General features: G+C 70.8%; 12 protein-coding genes. 5 read left to right on the forward strand and 7 right to left on the reverse strand.

Going from position 1 to position 13,857, the window contains the following annotated elements:
* Positions 1-63 precede the first annotated feature (63 nt).
* Genes JEQ17_RS16040 through JEQ17_RS16055 form a run of 4 tightly spaced genes read right to left on the reverse strand, consistent with a single transcriptional unit; the run spans position 64 to position 4,532 of the window.
* A complete protein-coding gene (locus JEQ17_RS16040) occupies positions 64-726 on the reverse strand; it encodes a GTP-binding protein (RefSeq protein ID WP_383386094.1) in 663 nt (220 codons plus the stop codon).
* Positions 707-1,108 carry a DUF742 domain-containing protein gene (locus JEQ17_RS16045; protein ID WP_189838446.1) on the reverse strand — a complete coding sequence of 134 codons (402 nt, stop codon included), beginning with the start codon at positions 1,106-1,108 and terminating at the stop codon, positions 707-709. Before JEQ17_RS16045 ends, JEQ17_RS16040 begins: the two co-directional genes overlap by 20 nt.
* A gap of 5 nt (positions 1,109-1,113) precedes the next feature.
* Positions 1,114-1,614, reverse strand: a complete 501-nt coding sequence (locus JEQ17_RS16050; RefSeq protein ID WP_200395893.1) for a roadblock/LC7 domain-containing protein — start codon at positions 1,612-1,614, stop codon at positions 1,114-1,116.
* The gene (locus JEQ17_RS16055) at positions 1,611-4,532 is read right to left on the reverse strand and encodes a sensor histidine kinase (protein WP_407700054.1); all 2,922 of its coding nucleotides are present in this window, start codon (positions 4,530-4,532) and stop codon (positions 1,611-1,613) included. Before JEQ17_RS16055 ends, JEQ17_RS16050 begins: the two co-directional genes overlap by 4 nt.
* Before the next feature lie 377 nt (positions 4,533-4,909).
* On the opposite strand from JEQ17_RS16055, the gene JEQ17_RS16060 reads away from it, so the two are divergent.
* Complete coding sequence (locus tag JEQ17_RS16060) at positions 4,910-5,695, forward strand: protein phosphatase 2C domain-containing protein (RefSeq protein ID WP_200395895.1); 786 nt, start codon at positions 4,910-4,912, stop codon at positions 5,693-5,695.
* 141 nt (positions 5,696-5,836) lie between these two features.
* Here the strand turns inward: JEQ17_RS16060 and JEQ17_RS16065 are convergent, their stop codons facing one another.
* A complete protein-coding gene (locus JEQ17_RS16065; protein WP_200401513.1) occupies positions 5,837-6,343 on the reverse strand; it encodes a MarR family winged helix-turn-helix transcriptional regulator in 507 nt (168 codons plus the stop codon).
* A 285-nt stretch (positions 6,344-6,628) separates the two neighbouring features.
* Here JEQ17_RS16065 and JEQ17_RS16070 point away from each other — a divergent pair, with 285 nt between their 5' ends.
* On the forward strand, positions 6,629-7,438 hold the full coding sequence (locus JEQ17_RS16070) for a lysozyme (protein WP_200395896.1): 810 nt from the start codon (positions 6,629-6,631) through the stop codon (positions 7,436-7,438).
* 142 nt (positions 7,439-7,580) lie between these two features.
* Here JEQ17_RS16070 and lon read toward each other — a convergent pair whose 3' ends face one another.
* Positions 7,581-9,998 (reverse strand): endopeptidase La, encoded by a 2,418-nt coding sequence (gene lon, locus JEQ17_RS16075; protein ID WP_200395897.1) that lies wholly within the window; start codon positions 9,996-9,998, stop codon positions 7,581-7,583.
* 155 nt (positions 9,999-10,153) lie between these two features.
* Here lon and JEQ17_RS16080 point away from each other — a divergent pair, with 155 nt between their 5' ends.
* Entirely contained in the window at positions 10,154-11,089 is a 936-nt protein-coding gene (locus tag JEQ17_RS16080; RefSeq protein WP_234048218.1) for a hypothetical protein, read from the forward strand.
* On the opposite strand, the gene JEQ17_RS16085 is transcribed toward JEQ17_RS16080, so the two are convergent.
* Positions 11,028-11,939 carry a rhomboid-like protein gene (locus JEQ17_RS16085; RefSeq protein ID WP_234048219.1) on the reverse strand — a complete coding sequence of 304 codons (912 nt, stop codon included), beginning with the start codon at positions 11,937-11,939 and terminating at the stop codon, positions 11,028-11,030. The genes JEQ17_RS16080 and JEQ17_RS16085 overlap by 62 nt on opposite strands.
* A 159-nt stretch (positions 11,940-12,098) precedes the next feature.
* Between JEQ17_RS16085 and JEQ17_RS16090 the strand changes: the two genes are divergently transcribed.
* Together JEQ17_RS16090 and JEQ17_RS16095 are read left to right on the forward strand one after the other, a co-directional pair.
* A complete protein-coding gene (locus tag JEQ17_RS16090; RefSeq protein ID WP_200395898.1) occupies positions 12,099-12,800 on the forward strand; it encodes a spermidine synthase family protein in 702 nt (233 codons plus the stop codon).
* Between the two features lie 112 nt (positions 12,801-12,912).
* Complete coding sequence (locus JEQ17_RS16095) at positions 12,913-13,650, forward strand: response regulator transcription factor (protein ID WP_055617694.1); 738 nt, start codon at positions 12,913-12,915, stop codon at positions 13,648-13,650.
* Positions 13,651-13,857: the final 207 nt, after the last annotated feature.

The raw sequence follows: 13,857 nt of genomic DNA on the forward strand, positions 1-13,857 counted from the left end.
TCCTTCTCTGCGTACGACTTGTTCCGGTGTCTGGATCCGGTTGGCTCCGGCGTCCGATTCCGGTTATTCCGGGCTGACTTCGAGTGCGTGGCCGACGAGGGCCAGGAGGGTCTCGATCGCCGAGAACCTGCTGCGCGCGTCCATGATCATGACAGGTATGTGCGGGGGAATCGTGAGGGCCTCGCGTACGTCCTCCGGCTCGTACTTCTCGCTGCCGTCGAAGTGGTTGACGGCGACGACGTACGGCAGCCCGCAGCTCTCGAAGTAGTCGAGCGCCGGGAAGCAGTCCTTGAGGCGGCGGGTGTCGGCGAGGACCACCGCGCCGATCGCCCCGCGCACCAGGTCGTCCCACATGAACCAGAACCGCTGCTGCCCCGGCGTGCCGAACAGGTACAGGACCAGGTCGTCGTCGAGCGTGATGCGGCCGAAGTCCATGGCCACGGTGGTGGTCAGCTTCTCCGGGGTCGAGCTGAGGTCGTCGGTGTCCTCGCTCGCCTCGGTCATCAGCGCCTCCGTCTGGAGGGGCGTGATCTCCGAGACGGCGGTGACGAGGGTGGTCTTGCCGACGCCGAAGCCGCCGGCCACCACTATCTTCGTGGCGATCGGGGCGCGCGTACGGTCCTTCTGCCAGGCCTTCAACTCATCGTCGGACTCGATGAGTTGCGGAGACCCGGGGTATCGCGAGGCATCTGCGACGCGGGAGGCGTCAGAGACGACGGAGTCCACTCAGCACCCTTTCCAGCAGAGCGCGGTCCGGCTGTCCCGGGCCGTGACCTGTTCCGTACACACGGATCTTTCCCTGGTCCGCCAGGTCGCTGAGGAGCACCCGGACCACACCGAGCGGCATCTTCAGCAGGGCGGCGACCTCGGCCACCGTACGCATCCGGCGGCAGAGTTCGACGATGGCCCGCATCTCCGGCATCACCCGGGTGGAGAGTGAACCATTCTCCAGTTCCGGGCGCTCCGGGGAGGCTTCGAGCGCCGCCACGAACGTCTCGACGAGCAGGACGTGCCCAAAGCGCGTACGACCGCCGGTGAGCGAGTACGGGCGTACGCGGGCGGGTTTGCGGTCGCCGCCGCGGACCGGGAGCCTGGGCGTGCCGCTCACGTCGTTCACTTGGCCGCCTCCATCGTCGTGGCCTCGATCGACTGCCGCAGCTCGCTGCGGAGTTCGGGGGTCAGGACATGTCCGGCGCGGCCGACGAAGAGCGCCATGTGGTACGCGACGACGCTCATGTCGCAGTCCGGGGCGCCGTGCACACCGAGCAGCGAGCCGTCGCTGATCGACATGATGAACAGGCCGCCGTCCTCCATCGCGACCATCGTCTGCTTGACGCCGCCGCCGTCCATCAGCTTGGCGGCGCCGATGGCGAGGCTGCCGATGCCGGACACGATGGTCGCGAGGTCCGCCGCGGAGCCTTTGGGGCTCGTGCGCTTCTCCGTGCCGCGACGGGCCTGGGCGTTCCTCCCGGGGTCGGAGGAGAGCAGCAACAAGCCGTCGGAGGAGACCACCGCGACGGACAGGAGCCCCGGCACCTCCTCGACGAGGTTCGTCAGCAGCCAGTGCAGATTGCGGGCTTCACTGCTCAGTCCGAAGGTACTGGGCGCGGTCAACTGCTTGCCTCCTCGACTGTGTCCCCCTTGGTTTCTACGGCATGTGCGGCGGGCTGCTGCAGCCCCGACGTCTGTTCGGCGATCTCCGCTTCGACCTCACGGCGGCCGTGGTTCGCGCCCCGGTGGAATCCGCCGAGCCTGCGGCGCAGGGCCTCGGCGTCCACGGACGCGTTGCGCGGCCTCGCCACCGGGGCGGGCGCGGAGATCCTGGGGGTCCGCTTGGGCAGCCCCTTGTCGGTGACCGGCTCGTCCGGTTCCTGCGGTGCGTGCGATTCCTGCGGTGCGTGCGGCGTCTGCGGTTCGTACGTCGGCTGCGGCTGCTGCTGGTGCGGCGCGTCCGGGACGCGTTCGTGGGCGTCCGGGCCGATGGCGTACGGATCGGTGCTCGTCTGGGCGGGGAGCGTGACGGGCGGGGTGGTGGCTTCGGGCTCGCGGACCTGAGGTTCGCGGGCCTCGGGTCCGGCGGGCTCGGAGGGGTCCTCGGCCGGGGGTACCGGCGCCATGAGCACCATGGTCGTCTCGGGGCCGGTGGCTCCGGGCGGGATGGTGGAGTCGGTCGTGTCCGCGGGCCGGGGGGACTGGGCGGGCCGGGAGGACGGCTCCTCCTCGGTGCCGCCCTGCGGGCTCGCGTCCTCGTGGGTTTCGCCCGTGTCCCGCAGGGATTCCTCCGCGGCCGCGATCAGCGGGTCGCGGTCCGAACGGGCGTACAGGACATTGGAGTTGACCTCGGCGTCCGCGCCCGGGAGGGAGAGCGCGGGGGCGCCGCCCGCCGTGCGGGCGGTGGTCGCCGAGGGGACGGCGACGGCGGGCGCGGCGGCGAGCAGGGACTTGGGCAGGACGACGACCGCCGTGACACCGCCCTGCTTCTGCTCGCGCAACTGCACCCGTACGCCGTGCCGGTGGGCGAGCCGGGCCACCACGTACAGGCCGAGCCCGAGGCCCTCGCCGCTCTCCTGGTCGTACGCGTCCTCGGGGTCGAAGTCCGAGAGGCGGGCGTTGAGCTGGTTGAGCCGGTCACCGGTCATGCCGATGCCCTCGTCCTGGACGGAGAGCATGACCTCGCCGCTCTCCAGGAGCCAGCCGGAGACCTCGACGGGCATGTCGGGCGGCGAGAACGACGAGGCGTTCTCCAGGAGTTCGGCCACCAGGTGGCTGATGTCGTCCGCGGCGAACCCGGCGAGGTGCGCGTGCGGCGGCAGCGCGGCGATCCGTACCCGCTCGTACCGCTCGATCTCGCTGACGGCGGCGCGTACGACGTCGACGAGCGGGACCGGGCCGGGGTGCTGGTGGCCGTGGTCGGCGCCCGCGAGGACCAGCAGGTTCTCGCTGTGGCGGCGCATGACGGTGGCGAAGTGGTCGAGGCGGAAGAGGGTGGCGAGGCGGTCGGGGTCCTGCTCGCGCTCCTCCAGGCCCTCGATGACGCCGAGTTGGCGCTCGACGAGGCCGAGGGTGCGCAGGGCGAGGTTGACGAAGGTGCCGTGGATGCTGCTGCGGACCTGCTCCAGGTGGGCGACGGAGTCCGCGAGTTCGGAGCGGAGCCGGTCGCGCTCGTCGGCCATCTTCTGGCGCTTGCCGATGAGGTGCTTGCGGTCGTCCTCCAGGGTCGCCAGCCGCTCGTGGGCCGCGAGGGCGTGCGCGTGGAGCGCGTTGACGGAGCGTACGACCTGGGCGAACTCGTCGTTGCGGCCGGTGAACCTGACCGGTTCCTCGGTGGCGGGTGCGCCGGCCACACGGGCCGAGCCGCGGCGCAGGACGGCGAGCGGGCGGGTGAGCGAGCGGGCCATGCCCGTGGCGACGCCGACGGCGAGCAGCATCAGGGCGCCGAGGATGGCGATCCGGATCTCCAGCGCGGTGACGTCGTCGTCCCTCAACTGGGCGAGTTCCTTGGCCCGTTGGGTGTTGAGGGAGGCCTCGACACCGCGCATCTGCTCGACGCGGGCGGAGAGCGCGGCGTCCAGCTTCTTTGTGTCGGTGTCGAGTTGGGAGTCGGAGAGGGTGGGCCGGGTCGCCAGGCTCGCGAGGTACTTGTCGGCGGTGTTGACCTCGGCACCGGTCACCGTGGAGTCGTACGAGGCGCGGTCGGTCTTCGGCGCGGTCTCGCGGAAGCCGGTGATCGCCGCCTGCTCACGGACGTTGGACTGCATGGCGGCGGCCGTGAGCGCGTTGCGCTGCTTGGTGTCCGCGGCCGTCGACGTGGTGCTCGTCGTGGGCAGGCCCGTGATCGGGTCGGTGCCGGTCTGCGTGGAGGTGGGGACGTTGAGGGCCGCGAGGAGGAGACCGCGGGTCGCGGCGGCCTGCTGGACCGCGGTGTCGAGCTCGGCGAGGGCGTGCGCGCCGGCGCCCGCGCGGGGCGGGAGCCGCTCGGCCAGTTCCTCGGCGAGACCGTGGAGGTCGGTGAGGGCGGCGGAGTACGCCTGATGCGCTTCGAGAGCGGTGCTCTTGCCGGTGAGTGCCGCTCGGCGCACGGTGGCGATGCCGTCGAGCGTCTCGCGGAACGCAGCGGGGGCATCGGCCTCGACGGCTTCCGCGCGGAGTTCGTCGACCTGCCGGTCGACGCGGGCGCTGCGGCGCTCGGAGGGGCCCTTGCCGTCGGGGCGGCCGGCCGCGATGTAGGAGGTGACCTCGTCGCGCTCGTCGGAGAGCGAGTGGGCGAGGGCCAGCGCGTCCTGGGTGCGTCCGGCGAGCGTCACCAGGTTCTGCGAGTCGTTCAGCTCGCTCGACGCGGCGATCACGGACGGGGTACCGGCTCCGGCGATCGCGGCGGCCACGACGGCGACGGCGATGATCAGCCGACTGCGTACGTGTGCCGGGCGACCGCGGCCCGCGGGGTCCTGGATGTTCTGTGCGGTAGGCGAGTTCGGCGTGTGCCCGGAGGCTTCACCCGAGGCCGACTGCCTGCCTTTGCGCCGAGGCCGCATTTTCTGCACCGGTGCTCGCATTCTTGACTCGTGTCCCCATGGGCCCGGGTGACTGTCCGTCAACTCGCGTGTCGTCCCGGTACGGCTCCCGACCCTCCCAGTGCCGGTGGGCAGTGGTCGCGCATCGCCTGACCCGCCACACGAAGGAGTGAACATCCCCGAGGAGCGGACCGGCAAGTTCCCGTGGCGCGTGCGACACCCTTGCGCGGCGGGCCGGTTGGACGTCCACGGCGACCGGTGGCAGGATGCGCCACCACGCTTCTGTGGAGTCGGTGATTCCACCTCAAAACAGGCGCCTGACCTGCCGGGCAGGGGCGATTCGAGGACGGTTGCCAGCCTTTGGCGAAGCTTGTGAAGGCCTCGTGCAGACTGGCCGAATGCGCTCGGAACTGATCTCGGTCCCCGGTGACCCCGCCCGCCCCGACGAGGACTACGCGTCGCTCGGACTTCCCGCCTCCGGACAGGGCGGTTCGCTCGTCGTCCTGGACGGTGTGACGCCGCCGTCCACCGACTACGCCTGTCTGCATTCCGTCCCTTGGTTCACGGCCCGCCTCGGCGGATCCCTGCACGAACTGTCCGTTTCACGGCGGGATCTGACTCTGCCCGAGGTGCTCGCGCAAGCCATCCTGCGTACCGCCGACGCCCATCGAACCACCTGTGACCTTTCTCACCCACGGACCCCACAGGCAACCGTCGTACTGGCCCGCTGGTCCCCGGAATCCGTCGAGTACCTGGTCCTCTCGGACTCGGCCCTTCTCGTGGAATCCCCCTCGGGCGAGGTCACCCCGCTCCTCGACGACCGCCTCTCGCGGGTCCCCCGCGCCGCCCTGACCTCCCACACCGCCACCGACGCCACCCTTCGGAACAAGGAGGGCGGCTTCTTCACGGCGGCTGCGGATCCCTCCGTGGCGTCACGAGCGGTGACGGGCACGCTGCCCCGCCCCGACGTCCGCGCCCTGGCCGCCCTCACGGACGGCGCGACCCGCTGGACGGACAAGTTCCACGAGGGCGACTGGACGGACCTGTTCACCCTGATCCGCAAGGAGGGCGGCCAGTCCCTGATCGACCGCGTACGGGCCCTGGAACTGGCGGATACGGACCGCGAGTTCCTGGGCCGCTCAAAGCAACACGACGACGCGACGGTGGCGTACGTGGAGTTGTGAGCGAGGGGGTGCCCCGTCAGGGGCGCGGGGAACTGCGCGTCTTTAGGGGCGCGGGGAACTGCGCGTCTTTAGGGGCGCGGGGAACTGCGCGACCAGCCACAACCGGCCGGCAGCCGACGACCAACCCCCGGGAGGCCCCTCTCAGCCCTCCACACCACGATTCAGCCGGTGCAACAACCGCGCCAGCTCAGCCACTTCCTTCCGGTCCCAGCTGGCAAGCTCCCGCACATACCGCGCCCGCCGAGCATCCCGCACGGCACGAAACCGCACCCGCCCCTCCTCCGTGAGATGAACGAGCCAGGCCCGCCCGTCCGCGGGATCCGGCTCCCGGGCGACGACGCCCATCTCCTCCAGCGCCCGCAGCTGCCGCGACATCGTGGCCTTGCCCACCCCGATGTACGCGGCAAGCTCCGTGGCCCGCTGCCGGCCGAGTTCCTCCAGCCGCACGAGAAGGCCGTACGCGGAGGACTCCAGGTCGGGATGGACCTCCCGGACCATCTCACCGGAGGAGGCACGGGCGCGCCGCAGCAGAACGGTCAGCTCACGTTCCAGGGCAAGGAACTCCTGGTCCACCCCGCCCTGGTCCACACCACTCGCCGGGGCGCCGGATTTCGTCCGGTGCCCCTCGCCGTTTCCGCCCTCGTGCACGTCAGCACCCATGACCCGGTTTCCCGATCGTGAAAGTTTCCGCCAAAGACCGCCATTGCCGCAGCTGGGCCAGTATTTCGCAGGAATAGACCAACGGCAGCCTCCGGCCCCTCTTTCCGGCCGGTCGCAGCGGCGCGTAGCTTCGTTTGAGGGCACTCAGTGGCATGCCCACGCCACTACCCACATCGAGCACTCTTCGAGCACTTCCGGCACCTTCAAGCACGTTCCGGCACCTTCGCGCACGTTCCCGCACCCTCGACCACGTCGAGCCTCCGGAGGCACGCAATGCCCGTGCACAGATCCCGATTACTGCTCGCAGCCTTCTTCTCCCTCGCCTCTCTCCTCCTCGCCCTCACCCTCCCGTTCCCGGCCCAGGCGGCCGACGTCCCGCCCCGGGGCTCCGCCCACATGGGCATGGGCGTCATCCCGCACGACGGCCAGGGAGGTCTGCCCACCCCCGGTGACGCCACGCAGACGGAGGGCGTGGACGTCAGCAGCCACCAGGGCAACGTCGCCTGGTCGACCCTGTGGACCAGCGGGGTCAAGTGGGCCTACGTCAAGGCCACCGAGGGGACGTACTACACGAACCCCTACTTCGCCCAGCAGTACAACGGCTCGTACAACGTCGGCATGATCCGTGGCGCATACCACTTCGCGACCCCCGACACGACGGGCGGAGCCGCCCAGGCCAACTACTTCGTCGACCACGGCGGCGGCTGGTCCAAGGACGGCAGGACCCTGCCGGGCGCCCTCGACATCGAGTGGAACCCGTACGGCGCGGCCTGCTTCGGCAAGACGCAGAGCGCGATGGTCACCTGGATCCGTGACTTCCTGAACCAGTACAAGGCCCGTACCGGCCGCGACGCCGTCATCTACACGGCCACCAGCTGGTGGACCGAGTGCACCGGAAACTACGCCGGCTTCGCCTCCGCCAACCCGCTCTGGATCGCGCGCTACGCCTCGGCGGTGGGCACGCTGCCGGCGGGCTGGAGCTACTACACGATGTGGCAGTACACCTCGTCAGGCCCGACGGTCGGCGACCACAACAAGTTCAACGGGGCCCTGGACAGGGTGGTGGCCCTGGCCAACGGCTGACCCGCACCCATCGACGACCACGTCCACCGACGGCACCCACCCACGACCCACGCGTACAACCGATGACCCGCGCGTAGATACGCGGAAGGCCCGAGCCCCTCGCGAAGAGGGACCCGGGCCTTGCGTTACCGGTGGACGTCCGTCACGCCGCCACCGGAACCTCCGTCGCCGCGCCGTTCGTCGCCGGAGCGAGGGCCAGTTCGAGGACCTGGCGGACGTCCGTGACCGCGTGGACGTCGAGCTTCTCCAGGACCTCGGCCGGGACGTCGTCCAGGTCGGCCTCGTTGCGCTTCGGGATGATCACGGTCGTGACCCCGGCCCGGTGCGCGGCGAGCAGCTTCTGCTTCACGCCGCCGATCGGGAGCACCCGACCGGTGAGCGAGACCTCGCCCGTCATGGCCACGTCCGTGCGGACCAGGCGGCCGGACAGGAGCGAGGCGAGAGCCGTCGTCATGGTGACGCCTGCGCTCGGGCCGTCCTTGGGGACCGCGCCGGCCGGGAAGTGGATGTGCGCACCCCGGTCCTTCAGGTCGCCCACCGGCAGTTCGAGCTCGGCTCCGTGACTCCTCAGGAAGGAGAGCGCGATCTGTGCCGACTCCTTCATGACGTCACCGAGCTGTCCCGTGAGGGTCAGACCCGACGCTCCCGTCTCCGGGTCGGCAAGGGACGCCTCCACGAAGAGGACGTCACCGCCCGCGCCCGTGACCGCGAGGCCCGTCGCCACGCCCGGCACCGCGGTGCGGCGCTCGGCCGGGTCCGTGGCCGACTCGGGCACGTGGTGGGGCCGGCCGATCAGCGCGCGCAGATCGTCGGCGCCGACCGTGAACGGCAGTTCCCGCTCGCCGAGTTCGTGCTGCGCGGCGACCTTGCGGAGCAGCCGTGCGACGGACCGCTCCAGGTTGCGGACGCCCGCCTCCCGTGTGTACTCGCCGGCCAGCTTGCGCAGCGCGCTCTCGTCCAGGGTGACCTCGGCCTTCTCCAGACCGGCCCGCTCCAGCTGTCGCGGCAGCAGGTGGTCCCGGGCGATGACGACCTTCTCGTCCTCGGTGTAGCCGTCCAGCCGCACCAGCTCCATACGGTCGAGCAGTGCCTCCGGGATGGCTTCGAGCACGTTGGCCGTGGCGAGGAACACCACGTCGCTCAGGTCGAGTTCGACCTCCAGGTAGTGGTCCCGGAAGGTGTGGTTCTGCGCCGGGTCGAGGACTTCGAGCAGGGCCGCGGCCGGGTCGCCGCGGAAGTCGGAGCCCACCTTGTCGATCTCGTCCAGCAGAACCACCGGGTTCATGGACCCGGCCTCCTTGATGGCCCGCACGACCCGGCCGGGCAGCGCGCCGACGTACGTACGCCGGTGGCCGCGGATCTCCGCCTCGTCCCGTACGCCGCCCAGGGCGACCCGGACGAACTTGCGGCCCATGGCGTGCGCGACGGACTCGCCGAGGCTGGTCTTGCCGACGCCGGGAGGTCCGACGAGCGCGAGCACGGCACCGCCGCGGCGGCCGCCCACGACACCGAGACCGCGGTCGTTGCGCCGCTTGCGCACGGCCAGGTACTCGGTGATCCGCTCCTTCACGTCGTCGAGGCCGGCGTGCTCGGCGTCCAGGATCGTCTTGGCGCCCTGGATGTCGTACTCGTCCTCGGTGCGCTCGTTCCAGGGGAGCTCCAGGACGGTGTCGAGCCAGGTGCGGATCCAGGAGCCCTCGGGCGACTGGTCGCTGGAGCGCTCCAGCTTCTCGACCTCCTTGAGCGCGGCCTCACGGACCTTCTCGGGGAGGTCGGCGGCCTCGACGCGGGTCCGGTAGTCGTCGGACTCCTCGCCCTCCGCCTCGCCGTTCAGCTCGCGCAGCTCCTTGCGGACGGCCTCCAGCTGGCGCCGCAGCAGGAACTCCCGCTGCTGCTTGTCCACGCCTTCCTGCACGTCCTTGGCGATGGACTCGGCGACATCCTGCTCGGCGAGGTGCTCGCGCAGCTGCTCGGTGGCGAGCTTCAGCCGGGCCACCGGGTCGGCGGTCTCCAGGAGCTCGACCTTCTGGGCGGTCGTGAGGAACGGTGAGTATCCGGAGTTGTCGGCGAGCGCGGAGACGTCGTCAATGGCCTGGACGCGGTCCACGACCTGCCAGGCGGCGCGCTTCTTCAGCCAGTTGGTGGCCAGCGCCTTGTACTCCTTGACCAGCTCGGTCACGGCGCCGGGCAGCGGATCGGGCACGGTCTCCTCGACCTGGACGCCCTCCACCCACAGAGCCGCTCCGGGGCCGGTCGTGCCGGCGCCCACACGCACCCGGCCGCGCCCGCGGATCAGGGCGCCCGGGTCGCCGTCGGCGAGACGTCCGACCTGCTCGACCGTGCCGAGCACGCCCGTGTTCGCGTACGTCCCGTCGATCCGCGGAACAAGCAGCACCCTCGGCTTGCTTCCTCCACTGGAGCGCGCGGCGGCCTGTGCGGCCTCCACCGCGGCGCGTACGTCGGCGTCGTTGAGGTCCAGGGGCACCACCATGCCGGGCAGCACGACCTCGTCGTCGAGCGGCAGCACGGGCAGAGTGAGCGGTTCGGACGTCAAAGTCATGATCTCCCCTTCGGCATTCAAGTTGAGCTATGCCGACTCAATGCATATGAGCCCCCGATTGTTCCCCGGGCGCTGTTCGCTGTGAGCGATCGTCTGGGTGAATGCCGGTGAACGTCTCGCCCGTCCGGTGCGTCACAGGTGCAGCGTCGGATTGCTTGTCCGTTCCAGTCGTCTGCCTCGGGGGCATCATGTGGACCGCTCGGCTGCGTAGGTTTCTCGTCGTCACAGGCCTGTTCGTCACCGCGGCCGTCGGAGTCTCCGGATGCGGGGACAAATACGGCGATGCCAGTGCGCACGACCCGGCCCGTACCGCGGAACGCGCGCGTCAGGTCTCCGAGGCCTGGACGGGCTCGGAGGCCGCCCGGGTGTGGCGTGAGGGGTACTTCCCGCTCGGGGACCCGGTCCGGCTGCCCGAGGGCGCGTTCCACAACGACGCCGACAAGCAGGCGTACCAGCGTCAGAACTTCGAGGTCCGCGCTTCCCTTCCAGGCGCCCCGCCGAAGAAGGGGGAGATCCGCTGGCGCGGCGGTGGCTCGCTGGCCGTTCCGGTCGTCTCCGCGCGGGCGGCGTACGAGAAGGTCGGCGGGGGTTCCGTTCCCGGGCCCCGGCTCGTCCTGACCGGTGCGCGGCTCGGGGAGATGACGATCCACACCAGCCGGGGTTCGGCGACGGTCCCCGCCTGGCATTTCACGATCAAGGGCTACGACACCCCGCTCAAGCGGGTCGCGGTCGTCGCCTCGAAGCTTCCCAGGCCCCCGGTCAAGCCCGTCCGGGACCTGACGTCCGACCTGTGGGAGCTCGCCGGGCTGGACTCGGTGTCGCGGGACGGCCGGACCGTCGTCCTGCGCGCCCACCACGGGTCCTGTGACGACGGCCCCGGCGTCGCCGTGCTGGAGAGCGAGGACAACGTGGTGTTCTCCGCCTGGTTCCGCAACCCCTCCGACGGTCCCTGCACGTCGGACCTGCGCGCGAAGAAGGTGACGGTGAAACTGGACCGGCCGGTCGGCGACCGCATGCTCCTCGACGCGTTCACGGGCAGGCCCGTGCCGTACGAGGGGTCTCCGTGGACCCGGTCCTCGTCCTGGAGCTGACCCGTCGCAGCAGCGGCCAGGTGGCGACCCCTATGGCCAGTGCCATCAGGTGTCCCCAGTTCGTCATCGGATCCGTGAAGGCGATCAGGTCGCCGACGACCAGCCGGCCGAACACCGCGAGCACGGTCAGGCGCAGCCAGGGCCTGAGCAGCCCGGCCAGCGCGCCGACGCTCGCGGCGACGCCGAAGCTGATGCCGTAGTCGTAGCGGTGGAGCGAGCTCTCGGGGAGGTGCCCGGCGAGGACGGAGAGGCCGACGGGTATCTCGGTGGCCAGCGTCGCCAGGCCGTGGCCCAGCAGGAAGACGCCCGCCGTGCGCCACCCGCCGATCCGCCGCTCCAACGCGGTGAGCACCAGCACAAAGGCGATCACGTACGCCGAGGTGAGGCCGCCCGCGATCCACAGCGCGCTGGCGACCAGCACACGCACCGGCGACTGCGCCAGATGCGCCACATCGGTACTGGACGCCTGGAGCACCCGGTCCACCAGGTCCGGATCCGCGTACTCGGCCACGAGAGACGTCACCGCGAGGACGACCGCGTACCCGAAGGTGAAGGGGGTTCCGGTGGGCGTGGGGAGCAGCCGCCACGGCCGTACACGGCGAAGGGGCACGGGCAGGGGCCGGGCGCTCCCGGCAGCGGCGGGCGCGCTCCCGGCGACGGCGGACGCATCGACGGCGACAGCGACGTGCGCGCTCTCGACGGCGAGAGGCCGCTGCCGCGGGATGCCGTCGAGCCCCGCGGCGGGAGCGGCGTACGGATCGGTGGCGCCAACGGCGTCCGGATCGGTGGTGGAGGCGGAGGGTGCGGCGGGGTTCGTCGTCTCCGCGCCGCTCGTCACAGGCCTTTTCACCGTGGAGGCTCCTTCCGTCACCCCCACCCTCAGCTTCGCACGGCCGGGCTGTCTGTGACGGGCGCCACCGAAGGGCCGATTCACAGCCGTCTCTCATGGTCGGACGCGGCCCGGCGCAATTCAGCTGCTCGTGCTGGGGGAAGTTGCCAGGATGGCCGCATGACCACCTCGCACGACACCTCTTACGACGCCTCCCACGGCGCTCCTGAAGTCATCGACCGTCGCGAGGGGCCGTACGGCGAGGTCGTGCTCCGCCGCCACGGCGGGCTGCTGCAGATCATCGTCAACGGCTGTTTCCTCATGGACACCTCCGACGGGCGCTCGGAGAGACGGCTGGTCGAGGCATCGCTCGGGGCGCTGGACGGGCGGCCGGGGCCCGACGTGCTGATCGGCGGCCTGGGCGTCGGCTTCTCGCTCGCACACGCGGCCGCCGAGCCGCGCTGGGGCCGGATCGCCGTGGTGGAACGTGAGCGGGCCATCATCGACTGGCACCGGGCCGGGCCGCTCGCCGGGCTCTCGTCGCGGGCGCTCGCGGATCCGCGCACGGAGATCATCGAGGCGGATCTCGTCGCATACGTCAATGAGACGTCCGACACGTACGACGCGCTGTGCCTCGACATCGACAACGGACCCGAGTGGACCGTCACAGAGGGCAACGAAAACCTCTATTCGGCGGCCGGACTCGCCGCGTGCGCAAGGGTGTTGAGGCCCGGCGGGGTACTGGCCGTGTGGTCGGCCCAGCCCTCGTCTGATTTCGCAAGAACCTTGGGGAATGCCGGGTTCCGACAGGTGCGTACCGAAGAGATCCCGGTTGCCCGGGGCGTTCCGGACGTCGTGCATCTCGCGATCGGGCCTGGATAGCCGAGCGGCGGTCACTGCCCGTACCCTGCTGACCTGACGCCGATCATTCAAGCGTCAAGCGCAGTCATGGAATCACCCCACTGGTTCCGGAAAGCACACTCAGGGGCGGGCGATGGAGCAGACACACACCTCCCAGAACGGCACGGCGGCCACTCCGGGCGCTCAGCGCCGGGTGCTGGTGATCGAGGACGATCCGACGATCGTGGACGCCATCGCCGCCCGCCTGCGCGCCGAGGGATTCCTCGTGCAAACGGCGGGTGACGGGCCGGCCGCCGTCGACACGGCCGAGGCATGGCAGCCCGACCTGCTGATTCTCGACATCATGCTGCCCGGCTTCGACGGCCTGGAGGTCTGCCGCAGGGTGCAGGCGGCCCGTCCGGTGCCGGTACTGATGCTCACCGCGCGCGACGACGAGACGGACATGCTGGTCGGGCTCGGCGTGGGCGCCGACGACTACATGACGAAGCCGTTCTCGATGCGCGAGCTGGCCGCGCGCGTGCACGTACTGCTACGACGCGTGGAGCGCGCCGCGCTGGCCGCGTCGACGCCGCGCTCGGGCATCCTGCGGCTCGGCGAGCTGGAGATCGACCACGCGCAGCGCAGGGTCCGGGTGCGCTCCGAGGACGTGCATCTCACGCCCACGGAGTTCGACCTGCTGGTCTGTCTGGCGAACACACCGCGCGCGGTGCTCTCGCGCGAGCAGCTGCTGGCCGAGGTGTGGGACTGGGCCGACGCGTCCGGCACCCGCACGGTGGACAGCCACATCAAGGCGCTGCGCCGGAAGATCGGCGCCGAGCGCATCCGTACGGTTCATGGCGTGGGCTACGCGCTGGAGACCCCGACGCCCTAGAGTCGGGCACCCTGGTTGAGGGGGCGGAAGTGATGAGCAGTATCGGTGCGTGGCGCAGGAGCGTGCTGGCGGGTGCGGGTTCCCGTTCGCTTTTCGGCAGGCGCCCGGGCCCGGGCAGACGTTCGGCCGCGGGGTCGCACACCGGCTCAGACGCGGGACCTCTCGCCGACCCGGGTACGGGTGCGTTCGTCGGCCCCGGTTCGGATT

The sequence above is a fragment of the Streptomyces liliifuscus genome, assembly GCF_016598615.1.
In the GTDB taxonomy this organism is placed as follows: domain Bacteria; phylum Actinomycetota; class Actinomycetes; order Streptomycetales; family Streptomycetaceae; genus Streptomyces; species Streptomyces liliifuscus.